This is a genomic window from Rothia sp. CCM 9416, assembly GCF_048513535.1.
Taxonomy (GTDB): Bacteria; Actinomycetota; Actinomycetes; order Actinomycetales; family Micrococcaceae; genus Rothia.
Genome location: NZ_JBLXXR010000001.1, coordinates 164,148 through 178,852, shown reverse-complemented (window position 1 = coordinate 178,852; position 14,705 = coordinate 164,148). Strand labels below are relative to the sequence as shown.

Here is a 14,705-nt window from a genome sequence, read left to right as displayed (position 1 = left end):
GTGGTGTAGTGAACTGGCGCCAGAAATCACTTTCTAACCAGCCACCGTCAGGTTCGGACCTACCGTCTATAAGACGGTATTCCACTGCCTTGGCCTGTCGCACTATTCAGTGCAACTTTTCAAGTATGACCGATTTCGGCGGCAAAGACAAGAAAAGCGCTGTGGTCTTTATAGGTCACCACAGCGCTTTGCCCTGTTTTAGTGCTCTGCCATGTATTCTGCAAGGGCTTCCCCGTGATTACGGGGGGTGAAGCCCGCTTCGATAATTTTTGACAGGTCCATTGCGGAGTTGGTGGGGCGGGGCGCGAATACCTCAGCCTTGGCGAAGTAGTCTGCCGTGCTGACAGGGCGTACCCGGTCAGCCGAGTGCCCGCCCGCTTCAAAAACAGCTTGAGCGATCTCTGCCCAGGTAACTACATCACCGGTGTTCGAGACATGATAGGTGCCGTAGTCACACTGATTTTCGAGCAGGTGCACAATGGCACCGGCCAAATCGCGGGTGAAGGTCGGACGCCCGTGCTGGTCGGCAACCACCGTGGGGTCGATGCCACGCTCAGCCAGTGACTTCATGATTTCGATGAAGTTCTTACCATCGCCCATGACCCAGGAAGTTCGAACAATATAGTGGCGGGCTACAGAGCGGGCCGCCATTTCACCGGCGGCCTTGGACTGACCATAGACACCCAGCGGAGCCAGCGGTGCATCCACTGCGTATTCCTGCCCCAGTGGCAGGCTACCGTCAAAAACATAGTCGGTGGATACGTGTACCAGCGGAACCCCGGCCTGATCGGCGACACGGGCAAGAGCGGCGACGCCGGTGGCGTTAGCAGCCCAGGCATCGGCCCGACCCTGGGCGGTCTCTGCCTGGTCCACAGCGGTGTAAGCTGCCGCGTTGATGATGCCTCGTAAGGAGCGCCAACGATAGGCCTGCACCCACGAATCGGGGTCGGCCAGGTCAAGCTCATCACGGCCGGCGGCCAGGTAGGGAGTACCGCTTGCCTCAAGCTGTTTGACCAGTTCACGGCCCAACTGGCCCTTGGCACCAACCACCAGGAAGGGAGCGGGGGCAAGGGGTTCTACCTGAGCCAGGCGGGGGTGGCTCTTGTCCTTCTCCGATAGCTCAGCATCTTTAAGAGCAATGGGCCAGTCGATAGCTACGGTCTCATCGGCCAGGTTCAAGAAGGAGTACTCGGACTGGGCATTAGCCGACCAGTGATCGTTGACCAGGTAAGTGTAGGCAGTGTTATCCTCTAAGGTCTGGAAGGAGTTACCCACACCGCGCGGCACGAACACCGCAGTGTCGGGACCGAGTTCTACGGTCACGGTTTTACCGAACGATTCTCCGGCGCGCAGGTCTACCCAGGCACCAAAGATGCGGCCGGTTGCCACAGAGACGTACTTATCCCAAGGCTCAGCGTGAATACCGCGAGTGGTACCTACTGAGGCGTTAAAGGAAATGTTGTTCTGGACGGGTCCGAAATCGGGCAGACCGGCGGCCAACATTTTCTCCCGCTGCCAGTTCTCCTTGAACCAACCACGGTTATCACCGTGTTGCGGAATATCAATGACCAGCAGGCCGGGAATCTCGGTGGTGTAAACAGCAAGGTCTTTGGGCATTACTGGCCAGCCTTTGCGTATTTAGCCTCAACCTCAGCTTTGAGGGGCTCCCACCAGGCTCGGTTATCGGTGTACCAGGCGATGGTGTCAGCAAGACCAGCCTCAAAGTTGGTGAATTGCGGCTCCCAACCAAGTTCTTCGCGCAGGCGGGTGCCGTCAATGGCGTAGCGCAGGTCGTGACCGGGGCGGTCAACAACGTGCTCAAAAGCGTCCTCAGGCTGACCCATCAGGCGCAGGATAGTACGAAGCACCGTGATGTTGTTCTCTTCACCGTTTGCACCGATGAGGTAGGTCTCACCGATAGCGCCCTTTTCCAGAATTGTATGAACAGCGCTGGAGTGATCTGATGCGTGAATCCAGTCGCGGACGTTCAGGCCTTGGCCGTAGAGTTTAGGCTGGATACCTGCCAGGATATTGGTGATCTGGCGAGGAATAAACTTCTCGATGTGCTGGTAGGGGCCGTAGTTATTGGAGCAGTTAGAGATAGTTGCTTCAATACCGAAAGAACGTACCCAGGCACGCACCAGCAGGTCAGAACCGGCCTTTGTTGAAGAGTAAGGTGAGGAGGGATTATAGGGGGTAGTCTCAGTGAACTTAGCGGGGTCATCAAGCTCAAGATCACCAAAAACCTCATCGGTTGAGATGTGGTGGTAGCGGGTCTTATGCTGACGGACTGCTTCCAGAAGCGTAAAAGTACCAACCAGGTTGGTGTGAACAAAAGGACTGGGGTCGTTCAAGGAATTATCGTTGTGTGACTCTGCAGCATAATGGACGACTGCATCAGCCTCTCTCACCAGAGGGTTGACGACGTCCATATCTGCGATATCGCCTTTAACCACTTCACACCGGTCAGCAGGCAAGCCAGCCAGTGACATTTCATTGGCGGCATAAGTCATTTTATCGAGGACAAGAACACTATGATTAGTTTTTTCAAGAAGATAGTGAACAAAGTTTGAGCCGATAAAGCCGGCACCGCCGGTAACAAGAATTTTTCCCATGAAGCTAACAATAGTGGTAAATCACCTCAAAGTAGAGGCTATGTTAGCCCCACGAGATGTGGTGTTCATGCCACAATGGAAACTATGAAGGGAATTTTACTCGCAGGGGGTACCGGTTCGCGCCTCCACCCCATTACGCTCGGCATCAGCAAACAGCTCACGCCTGTTTATGACAAGCCGATGATTTACTACCCCATTTCGACCCTTATGTTGGCCGGAATCCAAGACATCCTGATTATCACAACACCCCAAGATCAGGAGCAGTTCAAGCGGCTTCTCGGTGATGGTTCGCAGTTCGGCGTCAATTTCAGCTACCAGGTTCAGCCCTCTCCTGATGGACTTGCTCAGGCCTTTATTCTGGGTGAAAGCCATATCGGAAATGACACCGCAGCCCTTGTGCTCGGTGACAACATTTTCTACGGCCCCGGTTTGGGCAATCAGCTCCGCAAATACAATGATGTGGATGGTGCCGCTGTTTTTGGTTACCGTGTTTCGGACCCCACTGCCTACGGTGTTGTTGAATTTGACGATAATTTCAGAGCTATTTCTATTGAAGAAAAGCCAGAAATTCCTAAAAGTGATTACGCAATCCCTGGCCTCTACTTTTACGATAACAAGGTTATTGAATACGCCAAGGCCATTAAGCCCTCCCCCCGTGGCGAACTAGAGATTACCGACCTCAATAGGATCTATCTAGAGCAAGGCAAATTGCAGGTTGAAGTTCTTCCGCGCGGAACAGCTTGGCTCGATACCGGGACCTTCGGCTCTCTTGCCGATGCAACAAATTTCGTCCGCACGGTTCAGGCCCGCCAGGGTCTTTCCATCGGCGCCCCCGAAGAAATTGGGTGGCGCATGGGTTGGATTGATGACGACCGGCTTGCTGAACTTGCACGACCTCTCGCTAAAAGCGGTTACGGCAAGTACCTGCTGGGCCTTCTCAAATAAGAGATATTTAACATTGCTGGTGTCTTGGGATGAGTTCTGACTCCTAGGACTGCCAAACAGCTGCTGTTAGAATCAAAACAAACTTTATTCTTTTTCAACTGCTTTAAACTCACATTTAGGTTACTGATGACCATACTTGACTTCGTGCGAATGTTACGCGCCAATCTAAAATTTCTCATAGTAGGAGCCCTGATCGGGGCTTTGCTGGGCTTTGGCTACTCCCTCCTACAGCCCAAGGTTTACTCCTCGTCGTCAACTGGCTATGTAACCGTTGGGGACGGCAGCGGTATTGGGGATGTCATAGCCGGATCCACAGCGGCCAAGGAGAAAGCCAACGCCTACCTAGCCCTGGTTAATAGCGGTGCTGTTGCTGAGGAGATCGTCGCCGCCAACCCCAACCTGAACCTGAGCCGGGGACAGGTCCAAGGCAATCTTTCCGCAAGCGTTGATTCCAACTCCGCACTCATCAAGGTCTCAGCCACAGGGTCAAGCCCCGAGACGGCCCAGGCTCTAGCCAACTCTTCGCTGGAAGCTGTAGCCAAAGTTGTTAACGACATGGAAGGCTCAAGCAGCGTAAAGGTTATCCCGCTTGAGGATGCCAGCCTTAACCAGCGTCCGGTAAGCCCGGATACCCAGAAACTGGTTCTAACCGGCGCTGCCGCTGGCCTGGGGCTAGTTCTAGTAACTATCCTTTTGCGCCGAACCCTTGATACCAAGCTCCGCACTCGCAACGATGCCACTCAAGCAACCGAAGCTGGGATCTTGGGAGTACTGCCTGTGTCAGACGAGCTTGATGAGGAGAACATCCTCAAGGCAGGTAAGGATCATGTTTCACAAGAAGCTATCCGCCAGATGCGCACCAATCTGCGCTTTGTTAATATCGATAACCCCCCTCATTCGCTGATTGTGACCTCTGCCGAGCCCGGTGAAGGTAAATCAACCGTATCGACTTCCCTGGCCCGGGCCCTGTCCGATGCTGGTGAACCGGTTATTATTATCGACGCTGATCTTCGCCGCCCTACTATTGCCAAGAAGTTCAAAATTGACTCTAAGGTGGGTCTGACCCAGGTGCTAGCTGGCCAGGTCGAACTTGCCGATGCCGTTCGCCAGTTTGAGGACTCTCAGCTCTTCATTCTTCCAGCCGGCCGCATCCCCCCCAACCCCTCAGAGCTCCTAGGGTCCGAGAAAATGCGTCAGCTCATCGCTGAGCTAGCCGGCGAGTTCGTTGTCATCATTGACGTCCCCCCGGTCCTTCCTGTTACCGACGCGGTCCTTCTCTCAACTGCTGTGGACGGTGTTGTGCTGGTCGGTACCGTGGGCAAGACCCGCAAGGAAAACCTGGCAGAAGCTACTGCCAACCTGCGTAAGGTCAGCGCTAAAATCCTGGGGGTCGTCATCAATAAGGCTCCCCGCACGGGTCTGGGTAACTCCTACTATGGCTTCGCCTACAGCTCCAATAAGGGTTACACCAGCTACTACGGCCAGGACACCACCAAGTCGAAAAAATCCAAGAAGGGGAAGAAAAGCTCAGCTAAGTCAGTTGAGTCCGCACCCCAGGAGTCTTAGAACTCAAATAGTGCTGTAAGGTGAGTTTTATGCCAGTCGTTTATGTAGCGACTGGCATAAACTCTATAATCCAGGGATTATCGAAGTAAGGTCTATGTCAAAAGAACAAAGTGCCCAAACATCAGCTGTCTCTGATGTTCCCCTTGCATTGCGTATCAGCCTTTCTCATGCTTATTTTCAGCATTTAGCTAACCGGCACGGCATCGATATTCTGCATGTGAAGGGTTATGCCTTTGCGCAGGAGGTCTACCGCCAGGGTAGGGTGAGCACAGATGTTGATTTGCTGGTCCGGCCTGAGCACCTACAGAAGCTCATAGAAGCTACCCAGAGTGATGGCTGGGAAATCATTGCTCGGTTTGAGACAGGGTCAATCTTTGAACATGCTATGACCCTCTACCACGGGTCATGGGGGCTTGTTGACATCCACCGGTACTTCCCTGGAATCGGTGATGCTCAAGGCTCAGCCTTTGAAACTCTCTGGCAACAACGGCGAACGCGGGAGATAGCTCATTATCCCTGCTACCTGCCTTCTCTGACCGACTCCCGTATTTTTGTTGTAGTACACGGGGCGCGTTCCGAAAATGAGTACAAGGCCGATATTGAGTATCTTCGTAAGACCCTCTCCCCCGGTCAGTGGCAGGACATGAGAGATCGTCTACCGGCGCTGGATGCTGAACTTGCTTTCGCGGCTGCTCTGCAGGAGCTGGACAGTTTCAGGGATCACCCTGACTATCTGCTCTGGAAGTCAGTATCGGAAAAGACCTCAACCTATATCCGGTGGAAGGCCCGGTTCATGCATGCCAAAGGGTTCAGGGCAAAGACGAGGGTGGTGTTCAGTATCGTGATGGTTAATAAAGATCATCTCGCCATGGAGCTAGGGCACCCACCCACCAAAGAAGAAATCCGTCAGAAGTTCTTCTCCCGGTTTATCTTCTGGAAGAAGAAGTCATGAAGGAACAAACGATGCGATACAGCCGCGCGAACCATATCGGCTTCATCATGGGGTTCGAGAGTGGGCAAAGCGCAGATGATGAAACCTATGTAGCGAATCTGCTGACCTCGGAGATTTCTGTTCTTCGCGGGCCCAGCGCCTTGATATGGGAGATTCTGGACTCTCCCCGTAGTTCCGAAGAGATTATCGCTGATATGCAAGATATCTACGGTGTGCCCCGTGAAACCGTGGCAGATAGCGTCCTCAATTTTCTGGACTCGTTAGTCCGGCAAAACCTTCTAGAGCTCACGGACTAAACCTAAAACTGATGAGGGCGGGGAACAGCTAGCTGTTACCCGCCCTCTCCTTTTAAGACCTGGCGCGCTATTGCTTGACTTGTTCCCTGATTTGCTGGATAAACCGCTCCTCACTGAACTGGGAGATATGCTCCTGGATTCTCTGGGCTGAGTAGTCATCGGAACAAAAGTCTTCAACAGCCCGACGGATCTCAGGGGCTGTTGGCAGGTCGATGAAGGTACCGGTGATTCCCTCACGGATAGTGTCGAGGAAGCCACCTGCTTTCAGGGCAATGGTAGGCTTACCGAAGGCTCCACCCTCAAGCGGGGTGATCCCGAAATCTTCGTGAGAGACCGCTAGCAGAGCTCGCGCATGAGCGTAGGCGTACTGCATCTGTTCATCGCTAAGTTCAGATGCGAAAGCTATGTTGGGGGTGCTCATCGCTTTAAGCTCATCCGCCATAGGTCCGGAACCGATGACCAAGAGTTTCTGGTCGAGCCCAGCAAAAGCCTCGACGGCATGCTGGATATTTTTGTAAGGTAGCAGACGGGAAACAAGCAGATAGTAGCCATCTGCCATGAAGTCTTCAAGACCCGGGATGGGACTCAGAGGACCGTTTGAATCCATAGAATGTGGAGGGAAAATTACCCTAGCTTGTTTGCCGTAGACATCAAAAATTCTTTGCTGGATGATGCTGGAGTTGGCTATATAGTGATCATGCCTGCCAGCAGCGCGCTGATCCCACCGACGCAAGAAGGGGCGCAAGGCTTTAAAACCTAACTCAATGGCCTTATTCATGCTGCTGCCCATATATTGATCCGTGAGGTAAATCCAGCGGGCAGGAGAGTGGCAATAGATCAAGCTCTGTGCGGGAAGGTTGAACCCGTGGGCCCACCCGGTTGACGATACGATCACTCTCTCAGCATCAACTTTGAGTCTGCTCGAGAAGAAGGGAAGTAGCGGTAGCGCTAGGCGGTGGTCTTTACGGAAGAGACCCACCTTGTTAAGGGGAGAAGTGATAACGGTGCAGTTCTTGAACTCAGGGTAAGTCTTCTCTGGGTCATAGAGAGTGGTGTAAATGGGAGCGTCAGGGAAGGCCTTGTGCAGGGCAAGAACTACCCGCTCGGCACCGCCACGCTGGGTGAGATAGTCGTGAGCTATTGCGACCGGGTAGCTTGCCTCTGCCGCAGAAGTAGAACGAGAACGCATGGGGGTGGGTTCTTCTTTCAGCTAGAAATTTTTTTGTGCACGGTGGGGGTATCTTGTACCAGCATAGCTGGAGGATTCAACGACGAGAGCAATAATCTTTTCAGCTATTTGGGCAGGCACCCGCGGGGCCAGCCAGTCAACTAGATTTCCCAGATAGTTTACGCTTCTTTCTGTCATAAACTGGGCCATAAACCTCACTGCAAACCCCCAAACCCCTGAGGGTTTTATTGGTTTCAGCGCATCCTGACCGTGTTTTTCAAGAAATATATTTCGAGCAGAACCGGAAAAGAGCGCTCTGCGAGCTTTTCCTGCAGTTGTTGTTGCCGCAATATAGTGCCTTACTTCAAGGTCACGGGCAAGAACAAACTTTGCCCCAGCATCGGCGAGCATCTTGCCCATATCAACGTCTTCCCAGCCGTAGAGACGATATCGCGGGTCATAGCCACCTACCGTGTGGTAAAGCTCGGAGGGCATTGAGCAGTTGGCAGCCCAGTAGTGCCACCAGCCTGCGGGGTCCGATGAATAGGCATCGTCCCTGAACCTTTGATCGCGGTAATGTCCATAAAACTTAGCGTGAGGGGTAGCGGGGAAGATGTTGTGCACAAGACCCATCACAGCACGCCGAGGCTGTTCCTGATGGTATGCAATGTGTCGAGAAATGTATTCCTCGTTCATTTCGATGTCGTCATCGCAGCGTATCAAAATAGCGGCGTCGGCGGCCCGGTAGCCTGCATTCAGGGCAGCGACCCTCCCCTGGTTCTGGTCAAAAACAATCATGCTGAGGTTAAGTCGTCCACGGTCAATATAGCTCTGGACAACAGCGGCTGAATTGTCGATATCGCCATCAAGGACGACAATAACCTGAAAGTTCTTTTCGGTTTGACCTTCTAAGGCATCCAAGGGGTAGTGCAACTTGGGCGCTCCCCTGCGGCTTGGGATAATAACGGCGGCTTGATAAGTTGTCATAATAATTTCAGTCTGTATTTTCTATTCGTTTAATAATTTCGGCAACTCTTGCCTTACCAGATTCGGGAGAATAGTTCTCAAACCACCGCCAGTAACTCCTGTTTAGGAGATCTTGAGAAGCTGAGAAATCTTCACTCGCCATCTCATCTAAGGCAAGGATCATCTCCGCCAGCTGTAAACTATCGCCCTGCCGGAAAATCCAGGGGTAGTCACGTCCCACAACCTCAGGTAAGGCACCTGCATCTGAAACGATAAGGGGCATTCGGGCGCTCATAGCTTCAGCTGCAACCAGCCCGAATGACTCATCCACTTCTGAGGGAACAACCAGAATATCGCTCTGAGAAAAGAGCTCACCGGGATCAACCCAACCCAACAGACGGCACTTATCCCCCAAGTGATCTAAAGCCAGGTTCACCTTCTCTTGGCTAGAGGCATCAATAAATTTTGCCTCACCCCCAATAAGTAACTCATACCGTCTATCACCAGAATCATTGAGCAGTTTAAGCGCATGAGCTAAAGTATGGGTCCCTTTAATGAGAGCAGGACGCCCTAAAAAACCGATACGAACATGGGGTTCTTGTGGCTGAACTTTGGGGGAATCTGATACCTCCGCCACCCAGTTTTCGAACGCTACAGAACGGGGCACACGCTCTGCGACATAATAGCTGGGCACCAACACGAGACGAGCACCTTTTTTAGCTACTCCATAAGCAAATTTTTGGATGCCGGTAGGTAACTGATGTAAGTGTACTAGCCGGTTTTGATCCCCAGCCGTAGCCAGAGCCGGCACAAGACCGTTACACCACAGAAAAGCATCCCTATGGTGTGCCCGCCAAACACGAAGCTGTGCCATATAAGATTTTCTGTCCCTTGCTTCTAGGGAAATTGTTGAAAACCCTTCATCCTTTGCAAGGTCTAGAAGTTCCCCCGGCTCAGTCGGACTCAAAATCGTGACCTCATGCCTTAATGAACGCAGAGCTCGGGCCACGTTCAGAAGCATAACTTCACCTCCGCCTATGGCCCCGTGGTTTGAAGCAATAACAATCTTCAACTTACTCTCCTGCCCCGGCTAATAGCGCAGTTACAGTTACCCACATGTGGTAGGTATGCCGTCTGCATTAAACCTTTCGGAAAGAAGTCAGAGTGCAGTACCTCTTTGGAGTCATAGGCTTCAATGAGTCCTCCAGCTAAAATCTCACGTCCTGCCGTAGCTTCAACAAAAGCTTGAGCCCAGTCCTGAGATACCTTATCATCTGCATCGCAGAAGAGAATAGTTTCTCCCTCTGACTGTGAGGCAACAAAATTCCTAGCCGTTGGAATCCCCTGCAGGTCGGGCTGACTAAAAGTCTTTATCCTAAACTTTGAGGTATATTTTTGGCTCCATAATTTTATGGTATGCGAAGTTTCATCAGTCGAACCATTATCGACGACTATAACCTCATAGGTCACCCCTGGAGATATTTTTTGGTTAGCCACCGCTTCGAGCTGATTCTCCAGACTGGAACCACCATTTTTCACGCAAACTATAATTGAGGCGCCATATGGTTGGGTCATTTCCTCAAACTCCTGATTTCCTTATCGTAGCCAAATAATTTAACCTTGGAGTTCGCAGGTAATGAGGTAACCGCTGCACGCAGCACATAGCCCATGCAGATAGCCCAAGGCAACGTATAAAAGACTTCGCCCAACCGGAAAGCACAAATCAGCAAGGCAACACCCACCCCCTGGGCAAGCACTCTATAGAGGGGTTCATCCCTTCTCTGCTTGCTCAGGGGGCGCACAGCAACAAACAGGGTAAGAGCAACCAAGACAACAGCCCAAATCCAGCCACCCTCGACAAAAGCAGCCCAATAGGAATTGTGGAAAAACCAGGTTCTATCTGCAGAAGAATCATAGACATATGCCTCCCCCAGCCCCTGTCCAAAGAAGCCGGTTTCTTGAACCTTAGTCCATGACATCTCGTCAATACGGGCGCGTAGGGAGTCACTACCAGATCGGTCACCAAAGACCTTTGCATCAGCATAATCCTCGGTCACCAAGTTCAGAAGGAAGTAAAAAACCCCCAGAAGCAAAACCTTAATCATTGGGTGAAAACGCGGCGCAATGAGAATCCAGAGATAGGCAAAAAGCAAGGCCGCCAGAGAGGTTCTTGAGCCTGTCTCCCACAACAGAAGACAGGAAACCGCCAGCCCCAAAATCTGCTGCCAGCGCTTTGAATAGACGGTCATAATCAAAAGAGCAAAAAGGGCATGAACCAAACCAGCATAATTTTTATCCCCAAGATACCCGGTGAGGTAGCCCCCGTAGGTGTCCGGTGCAAGACCAGCAAAGAACAAGCCAGCGTTGGTAAAAAGTGCTGTGCAATAGCCAAGAATAGCGGAGCGAAGATGTATTCTGCCCACCGCAATCACATAAATAAGCCCGGTTGTGGCCACAAGACGAATAAATCGTCGCGTAGCGTCAGCGGCATAAAGGCTGGGGTCACTCACGGCAGATACGATGGCGATATAAGCCAGGATTATCCCCAGTACAACAAAAAAAGTTGAGTACCTGCCCAAAGAAAAAATTGACTTTCGCGTGAGGGCATAACCGACAATAATGAAGACCATGAGCTGGTTGAAAGGCAAGCCCAAGCCAGGAAGAGGCTCACCATAAATCAAGGCGGCAAAAAGTAGGAAATCTACTATACGAACCTGTGAAACCTGAGTTTCTGTTCGCTTTAACAAATGCTTTCCATGCTCGCTCAGGGTCTTCTGCCCCAAAGTCAATTTACCCTCGTCGGTCACACCAACAACAGCCATACCTATCTGCCCCTCTGATATTGTGCTACAAGCTGATATGCCATCTCTTCTCTGTTAGCCCAGCTAAATGTCTGTGGAGTATGCGCGGTCGCAGCCTGCTCTAGCAGACACCGGGCAACCGTGCTTGCGGCCGTCTGGCGGTTCATCTGGTTGAGCGAGGGCACAAGCTCCTTGCCGTCCAAGATCTCGGGGTTGCCCCCAACCGCTGTTGCTACAAGAGCTAGCCCGGCTGCTTTGGCATCGAGCAGGGTATAAGAACAATTCTCCCAGACCGAGAGCTGAACCAGCAGGTCTGAGCGGCCCATAGCTTCGATGGGGTCAACAAAGCCGGGAAAACTCACGGATTCCAAAAGCCCAAGTTCTGCAACCTGTCTCTGTAGATCTTCTTTCAGTTCGCCGCTACCGGCAATCTCCAAGGTAGCCCCCGGAATTTCCTGACGAACAGCGGCAAAAGCCTCCACCAGTACGTCCAACCCCTTCTCAGGAGCTAGCCGAGAAAGCGATAGCACACGCAAAGCACCGGGGGCAGGCTGAACACGGCAGCTTTCAACGGCTGAGGCGACCCGAGCTGTATCAAGGCCGTTATAAACCACCGCAACCCCACGAGCACCCCACTTACCTTTCATCTGGTCAGCGGTGGACTGAGAAACAGCCAGCAAGCCATCTGTCCCCCACAAACGCACGCGGTGCACCTGCTCCATCACCCGCGAGCGCCAAGAAGTACCGTGGTAGACCGCATCGTCCCCGGCAATACCGTGTTCGGTTGTAAAAACCCGAGGTATATGGGTGCCCCTGCGCAGTATCTTGTTGACCTTGCGTAGGTTCACGGTCGCAGCGGCTACCACATCCGCATAAGCCAGGTGGCTGTGCACGATTGCTGGTTTGAGTTCGTCAATGACGGTGTTGAGGGTTGCCCGGGAAGTTGAGAATCCTGCAGCTGGCCCAAAATCAGCTTCGCGTACTTCAGCCCCGAGTTCTTTAAGTCGAACGGAAAGCTCCCCTGGCGGGCAGAGAACCACCAGGCGGTAGCCGGGTAGCCCGACCTCAGCGAGGTCGCTGATGTGCCGGGCTACACCACCAAAATCGGGGACCGGAACGCAGTGAAGCGCCACCGGTAGGTCGCTGTTTACAGCCACTTTTCCAGCCTATCCAGGGCAGTGAAGAAGCCCTCACCGTTGTTGACGTGGCCCTGCCAGATTTCGGGGATAAAGGATGAGTTGGGGGTAAGTTCGCGCAGCTGCTTGCCCAGCGCGGCCCAGTCCACGTCGCCTTCGCCCACCTGGACGCCTTCGCCATCCACGCCCACACCGTCAACCAGGTGCAGGTGGATAGAGCGGGGGGCCAGCAGGTCCACGGCTTCTGACAGCGGCATCTTGAGGAAGTTAGCCGCCAGCATGGTGTGGGAGATATCCAGGCAGAGGGCGGTGTTGAAGGTATCGGAGAACTCTGCGGTGTCCTTGGGGTCAAGGAAGAGGTTGTGGTACTGCTGGCCACCCATGAGCCAGGGGTAAGGGGGCAGGGTCTGAGCAGCAATTCGCACGCCGGAGGTGTCCAGCTTAGCCAGGGCCTGGCCGATACGCTCGTATTTATCGGCACGGGCAGCCGGGGCAATGTGGCCGTCCTTGGTGAAACCGCCCATGGTGACAACCATGACCGGGTCATCATCTAGGGTGAAGTAGCGGGTCAAGTCGCGGGTGATGTCGATGGTGCGCTGGACCTCGGCGATGGAGCGTTCCCAGATTTCCTGGTCGCGTGAGGCTAGGTCTACCAGGAAGTCCCCGGCGAAGAGGTCGGGCAGGTGGGTGGTGAATGACATGTCTAACTTGCGGTCAAAGACATCGTCAATGTTGACTTCCAGGTCCTTGTAGCTGAAGTGGAATTCAAGGAAATCAGGCTTGGCTTCTGAAATCAGCGGCTTGTAGTCGTGGTAGCGAACGGGTAGGCCCCAGGGGCGGTCGAATTTGAAGTCGCGGCGGGTCACCAGGTCGTCTTTGAGATCGCCCTCGAAGAAGAAGGAGCCGGCCTCAACCTCGCGCTGCATGGTGCGTCCCAGGAGCTGGGGCAGGTAGTTGGGCTGCAGTCCACGGCCAGGTGACTTGACCTCAACGTCGGCTTCGGTGACGACCTCGCCCTTGGCGATAGTGCGGGTAGCCACCAGTGACTTAGCCAGGTTCACACGGTTCATAAGCTCACCAGTGGATACTTGGCGGGGTGCGGCGGTACCGATGGACTCCTCAACCTCACGAATCTGCTGGACCATAGCCTTGAACTCTTCGGGTAGCAGGGAGACGGTATGGTCGTTGCCCTCAAGGGTCTTGTCAATGGTGAAGTGCTTCTCAATAATCTTGGCACCGCGAGCAACAGCAGCGATGGGTACATGATAGCCGCGTTCGTGGCCGGAGTAGCCAACCAAGCACTGGCCGATTTCTGCCAGGCGGTCCATATAGGCCAGGTTGACATCCTTGAAGGGCGCAGGGTAGGTGGACTGGCATTGGAGTAGCCCATAAGAGGCACCGAGTGAACGGAGCAGTTTGACCGATTCACGGATCTCTTCTTCGCGGCTCATGCCGGTTGAGATAAGCATGGGCAGGCCCCGTGAGGCCATGTCACGGAGCAGGTCATGGTTGGTTAGGTCAGCTGAGGCAACCTTGAGGCCCTGTACACCGTAATCCACCAGAGCCTGAACGGAGGGGGCATCCCAGGGGGTGCACATGATGTCCATGTCGTGCTGTTTGACATGGTCAAAGACCTCATACATCTGATCTACGGTGAAGGAGAAACGAGAGAGCAAATCGAGGGTGTACTGAACACCCAGGTCCTCGCCTGCTGACTTGGAGCCCTTCTGGCGGTAGAGAGCGTCCATGTCACGAAGCTGGAATTTAACAGCATCGGCACCGGTATCAACAGCCAGGTCTACCAGGCGCTTAGCCAGGTCAACGTCGCCCTGGTGGTTGTTGCCGATTTCAGCAATGATGAAGGCTGGTGAGTCCTCGGAGATCTCGGTGCGGCCAATACGCAGGACGTTCTGCTCATCCATGGCGATAGCGACCAGGTGGCCGCGCTCATCGACCAGGGGAAGGTGGCTAATCCCCTTGGCAAACTCCTTCTGAAGTTCAGCGGGCTCAGAACCAACCGGTGCGGTCTTGACGCCCAGGTGAGCGACGTCAAGGGCGCTGGTTTCCAGCGAGGCGGTGGGGTTGGCAATCAGCCAGCGCCGGAAGTCGCCGTCGGATAGCGAGCCTTTGAGAACGCCGGATTCATTGACCAGGAAAATGATGCGCTGGCCGTTAGCGGAGATTTTGTGGAGGGCGGTTAGAACCGGGTCCTCTGAGAAAACGATGTAGGGGGTGATGTTACGTTCGATAATCATGGGGG

The 14,705-nt window shown here is 53.5% G+C and carries 13 protein-coding genes; 4 read left to right on the top strand and 9 right to left on the bottom strand.

Going from position 1 to position 14,705, the window contains the following annotated elements:
• Positions 1-198: 198 nt before the first annotated feature.
• Positions 199-1,617 carry a dTDP-4-dehydrorhamnose reductase gene (rfbD, locus tag ACN080_RS00830; RefSeq protein ID WP_419112808.1) on the bottom strand — a complete coding sequence of 473 codons (1,419 nt, stop codon included), beginning with the start codon at positions 1,615-1,617 and terminating at the stop codon, positions 199-201.
• Positions 1,617-2,615: a dTDP-glucose 4,6-dehydratase gene (rfbB, locus tag ACN080_RS00825; protein ID WP_419112807.1), complete on the bottom strand. Its 999-nt coding sequence runs from the start codon at positions 2,613-2,615 to the stop codon at positions 1,617-1,619. Before rfbB ends, rfbD begins: the two co-directional genes overlap by 1 nt.
• 84 nt (positions 2,616-2,699) lie before the next feature.
• Between rfbB and rfbA the strand changes: the two genes are divergently transcribed.
• The 4 genes from rfbA to ACN080_RS00805 all read left to right on the top strand — a co-directional run bounded on the left by rfbA (position 2,700) and on the right by ACN080_RS00805 (position 6,374).
• Positions 2,700-3,560: a glucose-1-phosphate thymidylyltransferase RfbA gene (gene rfbA, locus ACN080_RS00820; protein WP_419111307.1), complete on the top strand. Its 861-nt coding sequence runs from the start codon at positions 2,700-2,702 to the stop codon at positions 3,558-3,560.
• Between the two features lie 126 nt (positions 3,561-3,686).
• Positions 3,687-5,126 (top strand): polysaccharide biosynthesis tyrosine autokinase, encoded by a 1,440-nt coding sequence (locus ACN080_RS00815; protein WP_419112806.1) that lies wholly within the window; start codon positions 3,687-3,689, stop codon positions 5,124-5,126.
• A gap of 94 nt (positions 5,127-5,220) precedes the next feature.
• A complete protein-coding gene (locus tag ACN080_RS00810) occupies positions 5,221-6,078 on the top strand; it encodes a nucleotidyltransferase family protein (protein WP_419112805.1) in 858 nt (285 codons plus the stop codon).
• Positions 6,075-6,374: a PqqD family protein gene (locus ACN080_RS00805; RefSeq protein ID WP_419104451.1), complete on the top strand. Its 300-nt coding sequence runs from the start codon at positions 6,075-6,077 to the stop codon at positions 6,372-6,374. The genes ACN080_RS00810 and ACN080_RS00805 overlap by 4 nt, the downstream gene beginning before the upstream one ends.
• A 67-nt stretch (positions 6,375-6,441) precedes the next feature.
• On the opposite strand, the gene ACN080_RS00800 is transcribed toward ACN080_RS00805, so the two are convergent.
• Genes ACN080_RS00800 through ACN080_RS00770 form a run of 7 tightly spaced genes read right to left on the bottom strand, consistent with a single transcriptional unit; the run spans position 6,442 to position 14,700 of the window.
• The gene (locus ACN080_RS00800) at positions 6,442-7,563 is read right to left on the bottom strand and encodes a glycosyltransferase (RefSeq protein WP_419112804.1); all 1,122 of its coding nucleotides are present in this window, start codon (positions 7,561-7,563) and stop codon (positions 6,442-6,444) included.
• A gap of 21 nt (positions 7,564-7,584) precedes the next feature.
• Positions 7,585-8,529 carry a glycosyltransferase family 2 protein gene (locus ACN080_RS00795; RefSeq protein WP_419112803.1) on the bottom strand — a complete coding sequence of 315 codons (945 nt, stop codon included), beginning with the start codon at positions 8,527-8,529 and terminating at the stop codon, positions 7,585-7,587.
• A 7-nt stretch (positions 8,530-8,536) separates the two neighbouring features.
• Positions 8,537-9,580, bottom strand: coding sequence for a glycosyltransferase family 4 protein (locus tag ACN080_RS00790; protein WP_419112802.1), 1,044 nt, complete (start codon positions 9,578-9,580; stop codon positions 8,537-8,539).
• On the bottom strand, positions 9,577-10,083 hold the full coding sequence (locus tag ACN080_RS00785; protein ID WP_419112801.1) for a glycosyltransferase family A protein: 507 nt from the start codon (positions 10,081-10,083) through the stop codon (positions 9,577-9,579). The genes ACN080_RS00790 and ACN080_RS00785 overlap by 4 nt, the downstream gene beginning before the upstream one ends.
• On the bottom strand, positions 10,080-11,330 hold the full coding sequence (locus ACN080_RS00780; RefSeq protein WP_419112800.1) for an O-antigen ligase family protein: 1,251 nt from the start codon (positions 11,328-11,330) through the stop codon (positions 10,080-10,082). The genes ACN080_RS00785 and ACN080_RS00780 overlap by 4 nt, the downstream gene beginning before the upstream one ends.
• Positions 11,331-11,332: 2 nt before the next feature.
• Positions 11,333-12,466 (bottom strand): glycosyltransferase family 4 protein, encoded by a 1,134-nt coding sequence (locus ACN080_RS00775; RefSeq protein WP_419112799.1) that lies wholly within the window; start codon positions 12,464-12,466, stop codon positions 11,333-11,335.
• Entirely contained in the window at positions 12,457-14,700 is a 2,244-nt protein-coding gene (locus tag ACN080_RS00770) for an N-acetylneuraminate synthase family protein (protein WP_419112798.1), read from the bottom strand. The genes ACN080_RS00775 and ACN080_RS00770 overlap by 10 nt, the downstream gene beginning before the upstream one ends.
• Between the last annotated feature and the right edge of the window lie 5 nt (positions 14,701-14,705).

What these genes read in the sequence shown, in the direction of transcription:
- rfbD (WP_419112808.1), bottom strand. Translation starts at nt 1,617, where the DNA reads ATGCCCAAAGACCTTGCTGTTTACACCACCGAGATTCCCGGCCTGCTG.
- rfbB (WP_419112807.1), bottom strand. Translation starts at nt 2,615, where the DNA reads ATGGGAAAAATTCTTGTTACCGGCGGTGCCGGCTTTATCGGCTCAAAC.
- rfbA (WP_419111307.1), top strand. Translation starts at nt 2,700, where the DNA reads ATGAAGGGAATTTTACTCGCAGGGGGTACCGGTTCGCGCCTCCACCCC.
- ACN080_RS00815 (WP_419112806.1), top strand. Translation starts at nt 3,687, where the DNA reads ATGACCATACTTGACTTCGTGCGAATGTTACGCGCCAATCTAAAATTT.
- ACN080_RS00810 (WP_419112805.1), top strand. Translation starts at nt 5,221, where the DNA reads ATGTCAAAAGAACAAAGTGCCCAAACATCAGCTGTCTCTGATGTTCCC.
- ACN080_RS00805 (WP_419104451.1), top strand. Translation starts at nt 6,075, where the DNA reads ATGAAGGAACAAACGATGCGATACAGCCGCGCGAACCATATCGGCTTC.
- ACN080_RS00800 (WP_419112804.1), bottom strand. Translation starts at nt 7,563, where the DNA reads ATGCGTTCTCGTTCTACTTCTGCGGCAGAGGCAAGCTACCCGGTCGCA.
- ACN080_RS00795 (WP_419112803.1), bottom strand. Translation starts at nt 8,529, where the DNA reads ATGACAACTTATCAAGCCGCCGTTATTATCCCAAGCCGCAGGGGAGCG.
- ACN080_RS00785 (WP_419112801.1), bottom strand. Translation starts at nt 10,083, where the DNA reads ATGACCCAACCATATGGCGCCTCAATTATAGTTTGCGTGAAAAATGGT.
- ACN080_RS00780 (WP_419112800.1), bottom strand. Translation starts at nt 11,330, where the DNA reads ATGGCTGTTGTTGGTGTGACCGACGAGGGTAAATTGACTTTGGGGCAG.
- ACN080_RS00770 (WP_419112798.1), bottom strand. Translation starts at nt 14,700, where the DNA reads ATGATTATCGAACGTAACATCACCCCCTACATCGTTTTCTCAGAGGAC.